Origin of the sequence: Vibrio metoecus (assembly GCF_009665255.1) — a bacterium.
Taxonomy (GTDB): Bacteria; Pseudomonadota; Gammaproteobacteria; order Enterobacterales; family Vibrionaceae; genus Vibrio; species Vibrio metoecus_B.
This window is the reverse complement of sequence record NZ_CP035686.1, coordinates 913,161-931,221: the sequence shown is the minus strand read 5'-3', so window position 1 is coordinate 931,221 and position 18,061 is coordinate 913,161. Positions and strand designations below refer to the sequence as shown.

The 18,061-nt window shown below is 44.3% G+C and carries 19 protein-coding genes; 1 reads left to right on the top strand and 18 read right to left on the bottom strand.

Going from position 1 to position 18,061, the window contains the following annotated elements:
- Positions 1–97: 97 nt before the first annotated feature.
- Together EPB59_RS04375 and cqsR are read right to left on the bottom strand one after the other, a co-directional pair.
- On the bottom strand, positions 98–550 hold the full coding sequence (locus tag EPB59_RS04375) for an L-alanine exporter AlaE (protein ID WP_154171648.1): 453 nt from the start codon (positions 548–550) through the stop codon (positions 98–100).
- 303 nt (positions 551–853) lie between these two features.
- Entirely contained in the window at positions 854–3,055 is a 2,202-nt protein-coding gene (gene cqsR, locus EPB59_RS04370; protein WP_195707051.1) for a hybrid sensor histidine kinase/response regulator CqsR, read from the bottom strand.
- A gap of 209 nt (positions 3,056–3,264) precedes the next feature.
- Between cqsR and EPB59_RS04365 the strand changes: the two genes are divergently transcribed.
- Entirely contained in the window at positions 3,265–3,837 is a 573-nt protein-coding gene (locus EPB59_RS04365; protein ID WP_055051121.1) for a YecA family protein, read from the top strand.
- Positions 3,838–3,901: 64 nt separating this feature from the next.
- Here the strand turns inward: EPB59_RS04365 and nadA are convergent, their stop codons facing one another.
- From nadA to cysS, 16 genes are all read right to left on the bottom strand, one after another.
- Positions 3,902–4,963, bottom strand: coding sequence for a quinolinate synthase NadA (gene nadA, locus EPB59_RS04360; RefSeq protein WP_154171646.1), 1,062 nt, complete (start codon positions 4,961–4,963; stop codon positions 3,902–3,904).
- A 179-nt stretch (positions 4,964–5,142) separates the two neighbouring features.
- Complete coding sequence (gene ybgF, locus EPB59_RS04355; protein ID WP_055051119.1) at positions 5,143–5,916, bottom strand: tol-pal system protein YbgF; 774 nt, start codon at positions 5,914–5,916, stop codon at positions 5,143–5,145.
- Positions 5,917–5,931: 15 nt separating this feature from the next.
- Entirely contained in the window at positions 5,932–6,450 is a 519-nt protein-coding gene (gene pal / locus EPB59_RS04350) for a peptidoglycan-associated lipoprotein Pal (RefSeq protein ID WP_055051118.1), read from the bottom strand.
- Between the two features lie 31 nt (positions 6,451–6,481).
- Complete coding sequence (gene tolB, locus EPB59_RS04345) at positions 6,482–7,834, bottom strand: Tol-Pal system beta propeller repeat protein TolB (protein ID WP_055051117.1); 1,353 nt, start codon at positions 7,832–7,834, stop codon at positions 6,482–6,484.
- 13 nt (positions 7,835–7,847) lie between these two features.
- Entirely contained in the window at positions 7,848–8,918 is a 1,071-nt protein-coding gene (gene tolA, locus EPB59_RS04340; RefSeq protein WP_055051116.1) for a cell envelope integrity protein TolA, read from the bottom strand.
- A gap of 17 nt (positions 8,919–8,935) precedes the next feature.
- Positions 8,936–9,379 (bottom strand): protein TolR, encoded by a 444-nt coding sequence (gene tolR / locus EPB59_RS04335; protein ID WP_000929540.1) that lies wholly within the window; start codon positions 9,377–9,379, stop codon positions 8,936–8,938.
- Between the two features lie 4 nt (positions 9,380–9,383).
- Positions 9,384–10,067 carry a protein TolQ gene (gene tolQ / locus EPB59_RS04330; protein WP_000123078.1) on the bottom strand — a complete coding sequence of 228 codons (684 nt, stop codon included), beginning with the start codon at positions 10,065–10,067 and terminating at the stop codon, positions 9,384–9,386.
- Entirely contained in the window at positions 10,057–10,464 is a 408-nt protein-coding gene (gene ybgC, locus EPB59_RS04325) for a tol-pal system-associated acyl-CoA thioesterase (RefSeq protein WP_055051115.1), read from the bottom strand. The genes tolQ and ybgC overlap by 11 nt, the downstream gene beginning before the upstream one ends.
- A 167-nt stretch (positions 10,465–10,631) precedes the next feature.
- Positions 10,632–10,937, bottom strand: coding sequence for a cyd operon protein YbgE (gene ybgE, locus EPB59_RS04320; protein ID WP_154171645.1), 306 nt, complete (start codon positions 10,935–10,937; stop codon positions 10,632–10,634).
- Positions 10,930–11,037, bottom strand: coding sequence for a cytochrome bd-I oxidase subunit CydX (gene cydX / locus EPB59_RS04315; RefSeq protein ID WP_000270285.1), 108 nt, complete (start codon positions 11,035–11,037; stop codon positions 10,930–10,932). Before cydX ends, ybgE begins: the two co-directional genes overlap by 8 nt.
- 12 nt (positions 11,038–11,049) lie before the next feature.
- Positions 11,050–12,186 (bottom strand): cytochrome d ubiquinol oxidase subunit II, encoded by a 1,137-nt coding sequence (gene cydB, locus EPB59_RS04310; protein WP_000460770.1) that lies wholly within the window; start codon positions 12,184–12,186, stop codon positions 11,050–11,052.
- Between the two features lie 17 nt (positions 12,187–12,203).
- Positions 12,204–13,790, bottom strand: coding sequence for a cytochrome ubiquinol oxidase subunit I (gene cydA, locus EPB59_RS04305; protein ID WP_055051113.1), 1,587 nt, complete (start codon positions 13,788–13,790; stop codon positions 12,204–12,206).
- Positions 13,791–14,248: 458 nt separating this feature from the next.
- Complete coding sequence (gene ruvB, locus EPB59_RS04300; protein WP_154171644.1) at positions 14,249–15,253, bottom strand: Holliday junction branch migration DNA helicase RuvB; 1,005 nt, start codon at positions 15,251–15,253, stop codon at positions 14,249–14,251.
- A gap of 56 nt (positions 15,254–15,309) precedes the next feature.
- The gene (gene ruvA / locus EPB59_RS04295; protein WP_055051111.1) at positions 15,310–15,924 is read right to left on the bottom strand and encodes a Holliday junction branch migration protein RuvA; all 615 of its coding nucleotides are present in this window, start codon (positions 15,922–15,924) and stop codon (positions 15,310–15,312) included.
- Between the two features lie 96 nt (positions 15,925–16,020).
- A complete protein-coding gene (ruvC, locus tag EPB59_RS04290) occupies positions 16,021–16,542 on the bottom strand; it encodes a crossover junction endodeoxyribonuclease RuvC (protein WP_055051110.1) in 522 nt (173 codons plus the stop codon).
- A gap of 91 nt (positions 16,543–16,633) precedes the next feature.
- Positions 16,634–18,013 (bottom strand): cysteine--tRNA ligase, encoded by a 1,380-nt coding sequence (cysS, locus tag EPB59_RS04285; RefSeq protein ID WP_055051109.1) that lies wholly within the window; start codon positions 18,011–18,013, stop codon positions 16,634–16,636.
- Positions 18,014–18,061: the final 48 nt, after the last annotated feature.

The following is an 18,061-nucleotide window of genomic DNA, read 5'->3' as shown; positions in this document are numbered from 1 at the left end:
CACTTATTCCCTAGATCTGATTGCTCGATTTAGGGTAATAACTGAAATTGGCCAAATTAAATGGAGTGGCAGTTAACAGGGCAAATGTTTAACCGTATTAACCCTCAGATACTGTATAGCCGGGAACTTTAAACCAACGGCGGCACATATCGAGGAAATAGCCATATAACACACCCATTCCACACGACACCAATGCATTGGTGGCCACAGCAGTAATGATTTGATCGGTAGAAGCGCCTACGGTGAAGAGAATGGCGGCATAAACCGGCGATTGAAAGAGAACATAAGCCACGAGATCGGAGAGATTCTTCATCCAACCGGTTGGGGAAATTCTACGCCCTTGGCGAAGAACATAATCTCTAAACACACCATACGGCCAAGCAATCGCGATATTAACGGGAATGGAAAGGGTTCGGGAAGCGAGTGATTGCTGAAAGGTCATCCCAGACACAAAAATTTCAATAATCATGCCTGTTACAAAACAGAATATAACCATCGCAAAAGTATCAGCCGCTGCGTGACGGATACAGAATGGACCACGTGCTTTCATTTACATCCCCTATAAAATATATCACTACAATTTCACAATCATAGCCAGACATGGAACTGCCATTAATCCTAAATGGCAGTTTATGGTGCTATTAAATCATAGAAATTTTAGTTTTAGGCTTTGTTTTTGAACGCAACAGGTAAATAAACAACCAGAAAATGAAACCAAAATAGCATCTATAGCTAGTTTTTGGCTTTTTTGAAATAACACATCGGTTAGTGGGTTTAATTTTGGTAATTTAATTACATACAGCAACGCGATGTTATCGCCCAAGTACACTAAGTGAATAGAAATAGGATGGGGTTAATCGGAAACTGCCGATAGGCATTCGGGATGATATTGATAGAGGCGCTCATAATGTTGTTCAAGCGTGAAATCCAACTCATGCTCTGCAATCGGTTTAGCAATGATGTCATCAGCACCGGCTGCGATCATGCGATCCCTCGTCTCTTTGAACACATCAGCGGTACAACCAAAAAGCAGGATATTGGACTGTGGCGAAGACAATTGGCGGATTTCTCGTGTAGCTTGAATACCATCTTTTAACGGCATGTGGTTATCCATTAAAACCAAATCGAATTGACCTTGTTGCAAGGCCACAATAGCCTGTTCGCCATCCGTGACACTTTGGCATTCAAAGCCTTTATTGCGCATGAAAGCCTCCAAAATCATGATGTTGGTGCGGTTATCTTCCACGATCAACACACGTAACCCTGGATATGTTTTGGCTTTCGTCGGCTTAAATTCTTCTTTGATGGGCTCTGTGATGGAAAGCTTCACTTTCACTTCAAAACAGGTACCGCGCCCCACTTCACTGTGCACGACAACGCTACCATTCATCAATTCAGCAATCTGCTTAACAATTGCTAGCCCCAAACCCGTTCCACCAAAACGGCGGGTCGTATGAGACTCCGCCTGTTCAAAGGGTTGAAAAATACGCCCCAAAGCCTCTTGGGCAATTCCGATCCCACTGTCTTGAACTTTAATGGTGAGGTAATTTCCATCATGGGTTTTCTCTTCCATCAAATCCACTGAAACGAAGCCTTTTTCAGTGAACTTTACGGCATTGCTCAGTAAGTTAAAGACGATTTGTCGCAAACGAGCTTTATCTCCGTAATACCAACGCGTATCACTGATCTCCGAGTGGAGCTGAAATTTGAGTCCCTTTTCATAACAGAGGCTGGAATAAATACTTTTGATGCTGCCAATAATAGAACGTAATGGGAACGGGCTATAATCTAGCTCAAACTTGCCTTGCTCGATTTTTGAATAGTCCAGAATTTCATTAAGAAGCGACATCATGTGTTCACCTGACTCATAAAGGCTAGTTAGATGTTGTCGCTGTTTTGTGGTGAGTTCATCTTTGAGCAAGATCTGCGCGGTGCCAAGAACCCCATTCATCGGTGTACGAATTTCATGCGAAAGTGTTGCTAAAAAAGCACTTTTGGCTTTGGTTGACGCTTGGGCTTTGACTTTTTCTGCTTCTAAATAAATGGTTTTCTGGTTAAAAGTATCAATAAGATGGCGAATTTCATCTTGGTAGTGATAGCGAATATCAATAATCTCACCTTCTCCCGATTCACTGACTTTCTTGGCAATCATCACGATCGGGCGGATCCAATAATGGTTGATCAAGAAATACCCTACCATCAAGCACAGTAGTAGGATCGGCATCAATCTTTTTTCTATATCGATGATTAAATTGAAAATGATTTCATCAACATGTTGAGTGGCATTCACTACTTCAATCTGCCAGTTAAACTCACCAAAGTTGTGATAACTCACTAACGCATGTTCGTAAGTTCGAAAATTATGAGAAACAATATCTACCCCGAAGGCATCTTTAAGATTGACGCCCAAATTGTATTGCTCTGCCGTTGCAGCAACAAATTTAATCAAGCCATCCAGTGATAAATCAACCGTTGCTACACCAGCGAATACGCCATTTCGATAATACGGGGTGGAGACAGTAATCATCTCCACTCGCGTGTAGGCATCAACATACACAGGGGACCAAAAATAAAGCCCTTCAGCCTCATGTTCTGCTGTGAGGTACCAGCTCTCTTTGTCATATCCCCCCGCTTGAGGATTGTTCCATGAGATCAATTGATCGATCTGACCATCCACAGCTTTGTTGAAAAACAAGCTGTCATACCGTAATGCTTCATCGGTAGACAAACTGGGATCCGGCCACAAACCACCACTGATAATTACCCCGTCAACCACAGAGAACAACGAGCGTAACATGCGCTCTTGCTCTTGCTTATCGGTTGCGCTTTTTCCAATGCTGGTGACACTTTGTAGTACACCGATTGAGTTATTCAGCGGCTCACGCACTTGAGTCGCGAGCAGCTCCGCTCTCAGGGCAAGATTATTCTTCAGTTCTTTGCGAAAAGGAACTTCAAGCCCCCAATAGCTTAGCGTTCCTACAATTGCGAGGAAGAAAGCCAGATAAATGGTGAGCGCTAGAATACTTTTCTTTTTAAGCGAGGAGCGAATAGCCATAACCAACTGAATTACTTTTTGTTTACAAAATTATAGCGAAATAATTCCTGCCAGTTCTGTTTTCTGCGGTATTTTCCATCGACTTGCGCACTATGTAACACTCTGGCGGACCAAATTGTGACTTTATCCTTCACAGAGCCAACAAGCGGGTGCTCTCACCATGCTTTCAAGATAGAATCCTCACACTGATTTTTTAACCCATTGAACTCATGCAAACCTTACAAGAAATTCTTCAACAGTCCGAATTAGAAGATAAATTGCTCAACCATGCAAAAACGGTTGGTTTTGTCACCTCAATGGCTTGTTGTCCAAACGTTTTACCTCCCGAAGAATGGCTGCCATTCTTATGGGGCGGTGAAGAAGTCGCCCCATTCTCCAATGCAGAACAATTAGAAAACTACTTCCAGCACATCATTTCTCTGTGGAATGAAACAAGGCCACAACTGCTTGAAGGCGATTGGCAATGGCCAACTGGATATTTATTAGATGAAGCAGAGATCGTGAACCAAAACGTTCGTGATTTCTGTGAAGGGATGCTCCAAGGCTGGCAGTTGGCACGTGATGATTGGGAAGTTCTGATGCCCGAAAATAGCTCAGATAATACTCTGCTTGGCGGAGTGCTACTTTCTTTAAGCATGCTCTACGATCCTGAAACATCGATCGCGACGCTTTACGAGCAAGGTTTCACAGGATTGGAGCAATTTGCTGAAATCTATAATGCCATTCCGGTTATGTTATGCGGTATAACACAACGCGGTGTCAATTTAGCTGAAGCTCAATAAGTTAACAGACACTGCAAGCAATCGATTGACAGAAAAATGCCCATCAAATGATGGGCATTCGTAATTATGCATTGCCTTTAACTTTCATATTCAGTTGCTCGGCAAAATCTAACATGCGGTTAAGAGGTATCAAAGACTTAACTCGAAGTGCTTCATCGACAAAAATTTCGTGCTCTTTACCACCATCACGCAATGCTTTAGCAATCGCTTGCAAACCATTCATCGCCATCCAAGGGCAATGAGCACAACTGCGACATGTGGCTCCAGCACCTGCCGTAGGCGCTTCAATCAACTCTTTATCCGGCACCATTTGCTGCATTTTAAAGAAGATGCCTTTATCCGTAGCTACAATCATCTTCTTCTGTGGTAAAGCTTTTGCTGCTTTAATCAACTGGCTTGTAGACCCCACCGCATCGGCTAACTCAACTACGCTCGATGGTGACTCAGGGTGTACCAGAATGGCAGCATCTGGGTAGAGAGCTTTCATTTTACGTAATGCATCAGCAGAAAACTCATCGTGCACAACGCACTCACCTTGCCAAAGCAACATTTCAGCGCCCGTTTTCTTCTCAATGTAAGAGCCGAGGTGGCGGTCTGGCCCCCAAATAATCGGCTTTCCTTCTGCATCAAGATGTTCAACTATTTCTAGCGCAATGCTAGAGGTCACCACCCAGTCAGCGCGTGCTTTAACAGCGGCAGAAGTATTGGCATACACCACGACAGTGTGATCAGGATGCGCATCACAAAATTCAGTGAACTTATCGGCAGGACAACCTAAATCCAGTGAACATTCCGCTTCAAGAGTCGGCATCAAAATGCATTTTTCTGGAGTCAAGATTTTCGCCGACTCCCCCATAAAACGGACGCCCGCAATAATAAGAGTCGTTGCCGGATGACGGTTACCAAATTTGGCCATTTCCAGTGAATCACCCACAAATCCACCCGTCGCTTCGGCCAGAGCCTGAATTTCAGGATCGGTATAGTAATGGGCAATCAATACTGCATTTTTTGCAACCAGAAGCTGCTTAATCTCCGCAATATAGCTGTGCTTTTCCTCGGACGTTAGAGGCGTTGGTTTAGGGGGAAATGGATAAACTGTATTAATAGTATCGAGTATGTGGCTCATTGCTCTTGCTCTACACAACTTCCTTAGACGGCGCATTGTACACCCTAAATAAAGTTTCTAGCAAAATCGAATGATATCAATGGTTGAGAAAGTAATACCAATTAAAAGGACGGGCTACTGAACATTACCTCAATGTAAAACGAACAAGAGCTGCATTAGCAGCTCTTGTATTAAAGTACTCACTTAAGACTTTCTTTGGCAATTTTTGCAGAAGCGCTATCAGGGTATTCGTCGATGGCTTGTTGATAAAATTTCCGCGCCTGTTCGGCATTATTATTTCGTTTAGCAATATCACCCAACTTAACAAGTGCATCAGCCCGTTTATTTGAATCTTTCTGAGAGACAACAGCAATGAAGCTTTTCGCCGCTTCTTTGTCATCTTTCTTAGCAAAATAGAGCTGACCTAACCAGTAACTTGCATTAGCGGAAAAGGTTGAATTGGGGTAGTCAGTCTGAAACTTCTGGAATGCAGCAATTGCACCCGCGTAATCACGCTTTTTAAGGATCAGATCAACAGCATTCTGGTAAGCAGCTTGCTCATTTGCATCGCTACTGAAAGTACCTTGTGCAGCATCATCACTACCACTTGCGGGAAGTTGGCTTGCAGCAGAAGGCGTTTTGAGTTCACCACGTAGGCGATCAAGTTCTACAAACAACTCACGCTGACGTTGCAACATCTGTTGCATGTCGTAGTTGTTTTTTTCAATTTGTCCCCGTAATTCATTGACTTCAAGCGCCATATCATCGAGTTGCTTTTGCATTTGCAACTGCATGAGATTACGGTTTTCGAGTAAACGTTCTAGCCGTTCGATTTCAGAATTCCGCGAACCACTCGCAGAACCAATGGATCCGTTGCTACCTAGGTCAGATACTGGAGCGGGTGCAGCGAGCGCATAGCTCGCTGCACTTGCCAGTAACATCAGCATAACAACGTGCTTTAAGTTACTGAACATGAGGCATCACCTCAATTAGTAAACCAGAACTGCACGACGGTTTTTCGCGTACGCTTCTTCTGATTGACCTAGTACTAGAGGCTTTTCTTCACCGTAGCTAACGATAGAGATTTGGCCAGCTTGAACACCTAGAGCTTCTAGGTACTTAGATACTGCTTGAGCACGACGCTCGCCCAGTGCGATGTTGTACTCTGGAGTACCACGCTCATCAGCATGACCTTCAACAGTCACTTTCAGGCTTGGGTTTTTCACTAGGTAAGCAGCGTGTGCAGCCAGCATTGCTTCGTAATCGCTAGCGATAGTGGCGTTGTCGAATGCGAAGTAAATTGTTTGGTTTTCACGTAGAGCTTGTTCTTTTAGTTCTTGCTCAGTCAGTTGACCTTGTGCATTCAAACCATTTGCGTCAACAGTAGAAACTGCTGCTTGGTTGGTTTGAGAGCCTGAGTTCGCTGCGTCATCGCTTGAACTACAAGCGGTAACAGCTAAAACTGGTAGCGCAATCAATAGCCCTTTAAGAACTTTGTTCAGTTGCATTTTCTATTCCTTTCTATTAAACAGTTACTTGTTATAAAAACGGTGACCAGGCTGGAGCACGTACGCGCCCATTGGTTGCCGGTAATCTTGCTTTAAAGCGTCCATCAATGGAAACCATCGACAAGACGTTGGCCTTATTGTAGATGGAGCTATAAATCACCATACCACCATTCGGCGCAATACTTGGGGACTCATCTAACAAGGTTTTTGTTAAAATCTGCATTGCCCCTGTTTCTAAATCCTGCTTCGCGAGATTGAAGCCGGAATCACTACGATTCACCATCACCAAGAATTTACCATCTGGTGTAATTTGCCCACCAAGATTTTGACTGCCCTGCCAAGTTAAACGCTTGGTTGCGCCGTCGGATAAATTTACTTGATAAATCTGTGGTTTACCACCTCGATCTGAGGTGAAAATTAATGATTTACCATCTGGATGCCAGAATGGCTCGGTGTTATTCGCTCGACCATCCGTAACTTCTTTTAAGCGACGTGTAGCCAAGTCCATCGTGTAGACCTGTAGATTACCAGTTTTCGATAAAACCAGTGCTAGCGTTTTACCATCTGGTGAGAATCTGGGCGCACCATTATGACGTGGGAATGAAGTCAGCTTGTCACGTTGCCCAGTGTAAATGTTCATCATGAAGATTTCGGCTTGCCCATTTTGAAAACTGACGTAGGCAAGAGTCTGACCATCAGGAGACCAAGCAGGAGACATAAGCGGTTGCTTTGAGCGCAAGACTAAGCGTTCGTTGTAACCATCGTAGTCGGAAATTCTCAATTGATAAGGATATGGATCTTTATCATTGACCACAACGTAAGCGATACGTGTTAGAAACGCGCCTCGTTCACCAGTCAGTTCTTCATAAACCAAGTCTGCAATGCGGTGTGCGTATTCACGCATCCTTGATGCAGGAACGGTTGCTACTTTATTAAACAAAACATGATCTTTAGACAGCACCAATTGACCATCCTGAGATAGAGCTTTGCTTTGGCCTTGAGTGAGCTGCCCACGCACAATATCGACCAGTTGATAACTTATCACATAGCTACCTTCGGCGTTTTGTGTAATGGTACCCGTCAATAACGAATCAACGCCCAGTGATGTCCATTTACCAAAGTTCACTTGCTCTTCGCTATATGGCGTCTGTGGCATTTTACTGGTTGGAACAGGGCTAAATTTACCACTGCGCTGCAAGTCTGAGGCAATTACTCCAGAAATATCTTCTGGTAACTTAGTTACGCCTTCCCATTTAAAAGGGATGATCGCTATTGGACGTGCCGAATCAATACCGTCAGTGATCACTAGTTCTAATGCAGCATTAGCGACACTTGTCATGCTAGTGCCGATGAGCATCAAAATAAAAACTAATCGCTTAAACACAAGCCTTCCTTCCTTATTCAGGTGCTACGGTTAAATTAATATTTTTCAGTTTTTCCACTACGTCTGGCTGATCCTTAGGTAGCGGAAATGTACCGACTTGTGCGATTGCTCTCTTAGCTGCCGCACATAAACGGCTATCACCATCAAGAATACTTAGACTGCCAAGTAAGGCGCCAGTTCCTGTTGGAATCAGCCGTAAGTTGACCCTACATTGCTTTCCACGAAAGCTGTCTTCTACCAACAAATTTTGCTTAATCAATTGTGTATAAATTGCGCCATAACGGCCCACTTCAGAAGTCACAAACTGTTGTTTTGCAGCATTATTTTGTTGGTTTTCATCGCTCAAGCTACCAAAGATATCATTCAGAGCTGCCTCTTGGGCTTTGCGATCCGCTTCCGCTTTAGCGGCCTTTTCTTTTTCTTTCTTCGCTTTCTCGGCGGCTTCTTTCGCAGCCTTTTCTTTGGCTAAACGATCTTGTTCCGCTTTGGCAGCAATTTCTTTCTCACGCTTTGCCTTTTCTTCAGCCTGCTTAGCTTCTTTTTCACGTTCAATACGTTGCTGTTCGGCTTTCGCTGCAGCAGCTTCTTTCGCTACACGTTCCTGCTCTGCTTTCTTGGCTGCTTCTTCTTTAACTTTGCGTTCAGCCTCTGCTTTTGCCGCACGATCTTTTTCTTCACGTGCTTTTTGTTCAGATGCTAGCCGCTCTTGCTCTTTCTGCTCTCGTAACTTTTCCGCCTCACGAGCAGCCTTGGCTTCTTTAGCTTGCTGCTCTTTCAATTGGCGAATACGTTCCTCTTCGGCTTGTCGATTCTTCTCAAGCTGTTCGCTTTCACGGCGTAATTTATCCAATCGATCTTGCTCTTTCTTAGCCGCTTCTTCACGTTGACTGCGGATCTGTTGAGCTTGTTGACGCACCAATTGGGGATCGATCACGACCGCTTCAATCATCTGTCCTGTCGGTTCTGGGTCAGACATAGTGAAATCAGCGCCCCAGAGCAGGATCACCACCAAAGCCCCATGCATAGCCAACGAAATAGTTATCGATTTAGCATCATTACTTTTTCTGGACTTATTCTCTTTCATGCTCAGTGTTAAACCTGTTACTTAAGGTCCGTGAGTAGCCCTACTTTGGGAATGCCAGCTTGACTCAACTCGTCCAATACCAAAACGATTTCTGCGTACGGGGTGGCAGCATCACCTCCCACTGCAACAGGTGAATTTGGTTTAAGCGATAACTCAGCTTTCACGCGAACTATCACATCTTGAAGCGATAAACCTCGTTGTACTTCTTCATCATTGACGCTCAGACCAACATTTCCCTCTTTATCAACCTCGACAATAATAAAGCTGGAATCACTGTTATCACCCGCCATTTCTTGTGCCGATTTCGCGGAGTGTGTTTTTGGTAACTCTACATCAACCCCTTGTGTAACAAAGGGAGACGTTACCATGAAGATAATCAGCAGAACGAGCATAACGTCGATATAGGGAACTACGTTAATTTCTGCTTTCATCTCTCGCTTTTTAGGTTGATAGCCAGCCATATCGTTATTCTCTACCTGCCATCGCTTGACGATGCAAAATGGTATGGAACTCTTCCGAGAAAGTAGCGTAATTATGCTCAAGCTTACTGACTTTATTACTTAAACGGTTATAGGCCATGACTGCAGGAATTGCAGCGAAAAGACCAATCGCGGTAGCAATCAGAGCTTCAGCAATGCCTGGAGCAACCATGGCGAGTGTTGCTTGCTTGACTTCACCCAATGCAATAAAGGCATGCATAATACCCCATACCGTACCAAATAGACCGATATAAGGGCTGATAGAGCCGACTGTTGCTAGAAATGGCAAACTGGTTTCAAGCGAGTCCACTTCACGAGCTACTGCTACGCGCATCGCACGCCCTGTACCCTCCATGACGAAATCTGGTGCACTTGGGTTGGTTTTGCGCAAACGCGCAAATTCGGTAAAACCTGCATAAAAGATTTCTTCTATGCCATAAATATCATCTTTACGTTTTTTGACATCTTGGTATAGAGCACCTAGATCGATACCCGACCAAAAACGGTCTTCAAATGTATCCGCCTCACGCTCTGCCGCAGAGATGACTTTGCTGCGTTTGATGATTGCCGCCCATGAGGCAACAGACATACCCAACAGCGTGAGCATTACCATTTTTACTAGAAAACTAGCTTGTAAAAAAAGGTCAAGAAATGAAATATCAGCAGTCACTGCAGTTAAACTCCAAACTGATTAATTGAGGCATCGCTTTTGGCCTCATATTCTCATTGTCAATACATGCTACCTTAACCGTTGCTTTAGACAACACACGACCCTCAGGATTAACGAGTTCCTGACAGAAAGTTAGGGAAGCTTTTCTTAATTCGGACACGGTAGTGATTACTTCAAGGTGCTCATCTAATCTTGCCCCTTTAAGAAAATCAATTTCCATATGTCTGACCACGAAGCCAGTACCTTGTTCCAATAAAACCTGTTGGTTAATACCAACAGCTCTCAGCATTTCAGTACGAGCTCTTTCAAAGAATTTTAGATAGTTTGCGTGATAAACCACTCCACCAGCGTCAGTATCTTCGTAATACACCGTGACTGGCCAACGAAAAGTGTTCATGGTTTGGGTTAAATCTCATATACCGAGGAATGGCTGCTACTATAACGCAACTCGCTTAAGATAGTACAAGAGCGTACAAAGTTTTCTTATCTAATGATAAAAAATTGGCGCTGTCTCAAAGTCACAGCGTCAATCTGATTAAAAGCTCATCAATACTATGAAACCATTTAGTTTATGACTTGAATCACGGTGAGATAGCCTAATATTGTCATCGATATATATGGACTAAAGATGATCTGCCATAACCAGTAACGTGGTTTGAAGCCAATACCAAATATCATACTGGTACATATAGCCCAGATCATCAACGGGGCAATCACTGCGTTAAAACCACCCACTCTGTCAGCATAACTATTGGGATCCCACATCACCATAGCGGCATTATAAAATCCGAGCAATAAAGATAAGGCCTTAAACAAGGCCTTATCGATTATTTGATGGTAGAGAGGGATCTTTTCAGACCAATTACTCACTATCTTTATCCATCATTTCTGTGTGCTCTAACCAAAGAGCATTAATGATACCGAAAGCACAAGCGAGCAATACGCCAAGAATCCATGCGAAATACCACATAATAACAGCTCCTTAGTACAGTGAATTCTTATTGTCTTCGATGAATTTATCATCCAGACGGCCAAACATTTTGTAGTAACTCCAAATGGTGTAACCCAAAATAATTGGCACCATAACTACCGCAACCACTGTCATTAGTTCAAGTGTCAACATACTTGATGTAGAGTCCCACATGGTCAGGCTATGCGATGGATTCAAGCTTGAAGGCATAATGAATGGGAACATAGCAAAACCAGCAGTAAAGATAACGCCTGCGTTACCTAGACTTGAAGCTAAGAATGCTAAACCACCTTTATCAATGCGTGATGCTAGAACTGCAAGCAATGGCATGAAAACACCAAGCGCTGGTGCTAACCACAATACTGGCACTTGTTCAAAATTACGCAGCCAAGCGCCGGCTTCACGGACAACTTCTTTATTCAGTGGGTTCGATGCCGCGTTGCCATCAATAGCACCTACAAGCACATAACCATCAATATGTTGGATCCAGAAACCTGCAGCCACAAAACACACCGCTGTCAGTAAACCAGTCAACTGTGAAACCGTACGTGCACGTTGATGTACATTTGCTGTGGTTTTCATCTGTAGCCATGCAGAACCTTGTAGCAAGGTCATGAACAAGCTAACCAAACCACACAACAGAGCAAATGGGTTGAGCAAACCGAAGAATGAGCCATGGTAAGTCGGCATCAAAAAATCACTCAGTTGGAATGGTACGCCTTGCAGTAAATTACCAAACGCAACACCAAAGATCACAGGAGGAATAAATCCGGAAGCTGAAATAGCCAAATCCCAGTTATTACGCCATTTAGTGCTTTCAATTTTTGAACGGTAGTCCAAACCAATAGGACGCAGCCACAGTGCAGCCAGTGTCACAATCATCGCTAGATAGAAGCCAGAAAATGATGTGGCATAGACTAATGGCCATGCAGCAAACAGAGCACCACCTGCGGTAATTAACCAAACTTGGTTACCATCCCAGTGTGGGGCAATCGAGTTAATCATCACTCGACGTTCAGTATCGGTTTTACCAATAACAGGAACTAAGGCACCGACGCCCATATCAAAACCATCGGTGATAGCAAAGCCCACTAGGAGTACACCAATCAGCACCCACCAAATGAGTCGTAAGATCTCGTAATCAAACATGGTTGTATCTCCTTGCCTTATGCTTCAACTTGGCGGTTGACTTGATCTTGAACAGACTCAGAGCCTTGTTCAAAGTGGTATCGTCCGGTTTTCAGGCTGCTTGGGCCTTTACGAGCAAACTTCACCATCAAGTACACTTCAGCAATCAAAAATGCTGTGTAGAGAGCAAGAATGGCTAGCATAGAAGTGATAATTTCACCTGCGCTCAATGCTGAAGCAGCAACGTTCACAGGAAGAATTTCACCAACAGCCCATGGTTGACGACCGTATTCAGCAACAAACCAACCCGTTTCAACCGCGATCCAAGGCAATGGGATACTAAATAGTGCCGCTTTAAGTACCCATTTTTTCTGCTCAATTTTCTGACGGCAGGTTTGGATAAAGGCTGCACCAAAGACCACTAGCATAATCAAACCACAAGCAACCATGACACGGAATGACCAGAATAGAGGCCATACTGTGGGAATAGAATCATCCGCCGCCGCTTGAATTTGCTCTTCAGTCGCATCTGTCACTTTGTCGGTATAACGTTTCAAAAGAAGACCGTAGCCGAGATCATGTTTCACTTCGTCGAACGCAGCGATATTTTCTGGTGTTTTCTCACCTGCACGTAGACGCTCAAGAAGATCATACGCATACATACCAGTACGGATTCGATCTACGTGTTCATCACGCAGATCACGCAAGCCTACAACTTGTTCATCCAGTGAGCGGGTTGCGATGATACCCAATGCAAACGGAATTTTAATTGCATAGTCGGTATGCATCTTCTCTTGGTTTGGAATACCAAACAAAGTGAAAGCCGCAGGAGCCGGTTCGGTATGCCATTCAGATTCAATAGCCGCCAATTTCACGCGTTGAACTTCACCCAGCTCGTAGCCAGACTCATCGCCCAGAACAATAACAGACAGCACAGCTGCCATACCAAATGAGGCAGCAATCGCAAATGAGCGACGAGCAAAGGCAATATCACGACCTTTAAGCAAGTAGTAGCTACTAATACCTAAAATGAACATCGCACCTGTCGTGTAGCCAGCAGCAACCGTGTGAACAAACTTCACTTGCGCAACAGGGTTAAGCACAACTTCTGCAAAACTCACCATTTCCATGCGCATCGTTTCAAAATTAAACTCTGAGCCAACTGGGTTTTGCATCCAACCGTTAGCAACCAAGATCCACAATGCTGAGAAGTTAGAACCTAGTGCCACCAGCCAAGTTACGACTAAGTGTTGTCGCTTAGAAAGCCTATCCCATCCAAAGAAAAATAGACCCACAAATGTAGATTCAAGGAAGAAGGCTACCAGTGCTTCAATCGCCAACGGAGCACCAAAAATGTCACCTACATAATGAGAGTAATAGGACCAGTTAGTACCAAACTGAAACTCCATGGTAAGGCCTGTCGCCACACCTAGAGCAAAGTTAATCCCGAACAACTTACCCCAAAACTTCGTCATGTCCTTGTAAATCTGCTTGTCGGTCATGACATAGAGCGACTCCATGATAGCCAGTAGAAAAGCCATCCCTAGAGTCAGGGGAACAAACAGGAAGTGATACATCGCAGTCAGTGCAAACTGCAACCGCGATAAATCAACGACATCGATCATGATAACTCCTTTGTGTCGGCTGAATGACACGTTCGCCATAGGGCAACAACCGCAATGTTAATAAATCTATAAGAGCTTGCTACAGAAAGCATTTGTTGTTGCAACTATGTACCAGTATGGTTAGTTAATTGTTAAGTTACAGCTAATATAGCTAGGTCTAATACTAATGCCAAAACCTACTTGTTTCAAAAGGTTTATAGGAGAATTACGCCTTGATCTACATCAAGTTTTGCCACCACAAAATGGTCAACAAACAAACAAAATGATCCAAATCAAAAGATGCTGGCCATTTGTGTTATCTAGTCGTAAAAAAAACAATGTAACCAGAATGAAAGCGACCAATGAATTAACATAATGCTAGTAAAGACTAACAATTGCGCTCAGGGGGGAAATATAAGAAATGAGATCTCTATCAAAAAAGAAAGCCTCACCCAGCAAGCTGAGCGAGACTTGTAACATTATTTTTCAAGGCCGAAATGTAAATAGGCTCGATCCGTAGCAATACGACCACGTGGAGTTCGCTGTAAATAGCCTTGCTGAATGAGAAATGGCTCTAAAACATCTTCTATCGTATCTTTCTCTTCACCAATTGCAGCAGCAAGGTTGTCTAACCCAACTGGACCTCCAGAAAACTTTTCCATAATCGCCAACAGAAGTTTTCTATCCATATAATCAAACCCTTGGTGATCAACATCTAGCATGTTGAGTGCTTTATCTGCGGTTTGCGCACAAATGTGTCCATCGCCTTTGACTTCCGCATAGTCCCTTACTCGGCGTAACAATCGATTGGCTATACGCGGTGTACCACGAGCACGGCGAGCGACTTCGAGCGCACCTTCACTATCCATCGAAAGCCCAAGGCAATGCGCACTGCGTTGAACGATGTTTTGCAGGTCAGCCACATTGTAATACTCAAGACGCTGCACGATTCCGAAACGATCACGTAATGGTGAGGTTAACGAGCCTGCACGAGTTGTTGCGCCAATCAAGGTAAATGGAGGGAGGTCAATTTTGATTGAACGAGCAGCAGGGCCTTCACCTATCATGATGTCCAATTGGTAGTCTTCCATTGCCGGATAGAGAACCTCTTCCACCATTGGACTCAGACGATGAATTTCATCGATAAACAAGACGTCATTTTCTTCAAGATTCGTCAGCAGAGCAGCCAAATCCCCCGCTTTTTCTAACACTGGACCAGAAGTGGTACGGATATTCACCCCCATCTCATTGGCCACAATGTTCGCTAAAGTCGTTTTCCCTAGTCCTGGAGGTCCAAAAATCAGCAAATGATCTAACGCCTCTTCACGCTGTTGTGCGGCCTTGATGAATATTTCCATCTGATCTCGCACATGGTCTTGGCCTTGGTAATCGGCAAGTTTTTTAGGACGAATCGCCCTATCAATCACTTCTTCATCTTTGAAGGTGTGGTTAACAGCGGCAATTAAACGATCGGCTTCTATCATATTTTCTCTATAAACTGAGTGAGCATGTGTCTAGCGTTTTGAATACACGCCGCTACTTACACCATAGATTTGAGTGCTTCACGGATCAACTCTTCGCAGCTCATGCCCGCTTTCGCAATTTGTGACACGGCTTTAGATGCTTGAGGCGGTTTATAACCCAATGCAAGAAGCGCACTGATTGCTTCTTCTTGAGCATTTTGGGCAAGCGCAGGAACGGAATCGATAGGCGCTGCATCCGTAGCTGGCGTAAAGAGATCACCAGCCCCCCATCCTTTTAGACGGTCTTTCATTTCAACAACCAAGCGTTCTGCTGTTTTCTTGCCAACACCCGGTAGTTTGATCAGTGTAGATATGTCTTCTTTTTCAACACAACTGACAAACTGATTGGCTGTCATGCCAGAGAGGATCGCAAGCCCCATTTTCGGCCCTACGCCATTGGCTTTGATTACTTCACGAAACAGAGCGCGTTCGCTAACGGTATTAAAGCCATAAAGTAGCTGTGCATCTTCTCGAACTACAAAGTGGGTATAAATGATGGCTTCTTCCCCAATATTCGGCAGTTCATAAATACAGCTCATCGGCATTTGCACTTCGTAGCCAATACCACCGATCTCAATCAAAATTTGAGGAGGTAACTTTTCAATCAGCGTACCGCGAAGACGTCCAATCACTTGTGTTTCCTTATAATAGAGGGAGGAAAGATGCTCTGGATGATAATCAATAACTGGATGGATAGCCAGTAAAATGCTCGTAGCATCAAGCTACATTTAACGATAACGACCTCTACGCGCGCTCGTTGCCTGCCCTGCCAATGCAATCAGAGTTTTGTTGGTATTAGCATGACAAATAGCAACACCTAAAGCATCTGCTGCATCGGCTTGGGGTTTACCGGGCAGTTTGAGCATCTGCTGCACCATATGTTGAACTTGGCTTTTATCAGCCGCTCCCGTACCAACTACCGCTTGTTTAATCAGTCTGGCAGCATATTCATAAACAGGAAGTTCTGCGTTCACCGCCGCCACAATCGCACTGCCGCGGGCTTGACCAAGTTTTAATGCTGAATCGGCATTCTTTGCCATAAACACCTGCTCAATGGCAAATGCATCTGGTTGGAATTGGGTGATGATTTCACTCACCCCCGCGTAAATTTGTTTTAAACGAAGCGGTAGATCTTGTTCCGAAGTTCGAATACAACCACTCCCCAGATAGATAAGATGTCGCCCTTGTTGACGAATCACACCATACCCAGTCACTCGTGAGCCGGGATCTATCCCTAAAATGACAGACATACTATCTTGCCTTGTTAATTTACTCTTTACGCCAAGAAAGCGCGTCTGAAAAAGAGAGTGGGCTTTCGCCCACCCTTTGATTGATTACTTGTTATTTACGACGCCACGTTGTGCCGTTAGGGCCATCTTCGAGAACAATGCCCATTTCATTCAACTTATCGCGTGCCATATCAGCATTCGCCCAATCTTTCGCGGCACGAGAATCATTGCGTAGCTTGATTAATGCTTCAATTTGCTCCGCCTCTTCATCTTCCGCGCCGCCTTGAAAGAATGCCTCTGGTTCTTGGTGAAGTATACCAATAACGTCAGCCAACTCACGCATCAAGCTGCCCAAAGCACTGGCATTGGTTAAATCTTCGCTTTTGAGTCGGTTAATTTCACGCGCCATATCAAACAGCACTGAGTAAGCTTCAGGAGTATTGAAGTCATCATTCATCGCAGCTGTGAAACGAGTTAGATATTCTTCTCCACCAGCGGCAGGCACAGTTTGATCTAGCCCACGCAATGCATTGTAAAGGCGCTCTAACGAAGCGCGTGCTTGGTTGAGATTCTCTTCACTGTAGTTCAATTGGCTTCTGTAATGGCCTGACATCAAGAAATAGCGAATCGTTTCCGCATCATAATGACCAAGAACATCACGGATGGTAAAGAAATTGCCTAATGATTTAGACATTTTCTCTTTGTCTACCATCACCATGCCACTGTGCATCCATGTGTTGACGTATTGGGTGCCATGAGCGCAGCAAGATTGTGCGATTTCGTTTTCATGATGCGGAAATTGCAAGTCTGAACCCCCACCGTGGATATCGAAATGATTCCCCAGAATGGACGAGTTCATCGCGGAGCACTCGATATGCCAGCCTGGGCGACCAGGTCCCCAAGGCGATTCCCATGTAGGTTCACCCGGCTTAGACATTTTCCACAACACGAAGTCCAATGGACTGCGCTTAGCCGCTTCTACATCAACACGCGCACCCGCTTGCAGTTGGTCAAGATCTTGCTTTGAAAGTTTTCCATATTCATCATATTTGCCAACCTCAAACATCACATCGCCATTGTCAGCAACATACGCAAAACCACGTTCAATCAGGCGTTGCACCAAAGCAATGATTTCTTCGATGTAGGCAGTCGCACGCGGCTCAACATCCGGTCTTTTGATGTTTAGTGCATCAAAATCGGCATACATTTCCTGAATCAAACGTTCGGTCAATGATTCGCAAGTCTCTGCATTTTCTGCTGCACGCTTGATGATCTTGTCATCGATATCGGTAATGTTACGAACAAAAGTTAAATCATAACCGAGGTAACGAAGGTAACGCGCTACGACATCAAAAGAGACAAACGTCCGTCCATGTCCGATATGACAGAGATCATAAATGGTGACTCCACACACATACATGCCCACTTTGCCGGCAACGATTGGCTTAAATTCCTCTTTCTGTCTTGTGAGTGAGTTATAAATCTTCAACATGATCTCTATCTGATTACCATCAAAATTATAAACGGTGGACAGTATAAC

Bases quoted from the DNA above. Each gene is read 5' to 3' on its own strand.
- EPB59_RS04375 (WP_154171648.1), bottom strand. From the start codon at position 550: ATGAAAGCACGTGGTCCATTCTGTATCCGTCACGCAGCGGCTGATACT.
- cqsR (WP_195707051.1), bottom strand. From the start codon at position 3,055: ATGGCTATTCGCTCCTCGCTTAAAAAGAAAAGTATTCTAGCGCTCACC.
- EPB59_RS04365 (WP_055051121.1), top strand. From the start codon at position 3,265: ATGCAAACCTTACAAGAAATTCTTCAACAGTCCGAATTAGAAGATAAA.
- nadA (WP_154171646.1), bottom strand. From the start codon at position 4,963: ATGAGCCACATACTCGATACTATTAATACAGTTTATCCATTTCCCCCT.
- ybgF (WP_055051119.1), bottom strand. From the start codon at position 5,916: ATGTTCAGTAACTTAAAGCACGTTGTTATGCTGATGTTACTGGCAAGT.
- pal (WP_055051118.1), bottom strand. From the start codon at position 6,450: ATGCAACTGAACAAAGTTCTTAAAGGGCTATTGATTGCGCTACCAGTT.
- tolA (WP_055051116.1), bottom strand. From the start codon at position 8,918: ATGAAAGAGAATAAGTCCAGAAAAAGTAATGATGCTAAATCGATAACT.
- tolR (WP_000929540.1), bottom strand. From the start codon at position 9,379: ATGGCTGGCTATCAACCTAAAAAGCGAGAGATGAAAGCAGAAATTAAC.
- ybgC (WP_055051115.1), bottom strand. From the start codon at position 10,464: ATGAACACTTTTCGTTGGCCAGTCACGGTGTATTACGAAGATACTGAC.
- cydX (WP_000270285.1), bottom strand. From the start codon at position 11,037: ATGTGGTATTTCGCATGGATTCTTGGCGTATTGCTCGCTTGTGCTTTC.
- cydB (WP_000460770.1), bottom strand. From the start codon at position 12,186: ATGTTTGATTACGAGATCTTACGACTCATTTGGTGGGTGCTGATTGGT.
- cydA (WP_055051113.1), bottom strand. From the start codon at position 13,790: ATGATCGATGTCGTTGATTTATCGCGGTTGCAGTTTGCACTGACTGCG.
- ruvB (WP_154171644.1), bottom strand. From the start codon at position 15,253: ATGATAGAAGCCGATCGTTTAATTGCCGCTGTTAACCACACCTTCAAA.
- ruvC (WP_055051110.1), bottom strand. From the start codon at position 16,542: ATGTCTGTCATTTTAGGGATAGATCCCGGCTCACGAGTGACTGGGTAT.
- cysS (WP_055051109.1), bottom strand. From the start codon at position 18,013: ATGTTGAAGATTTATAACTCACTCACAAGACAGAAAGAGGAATTTAAG.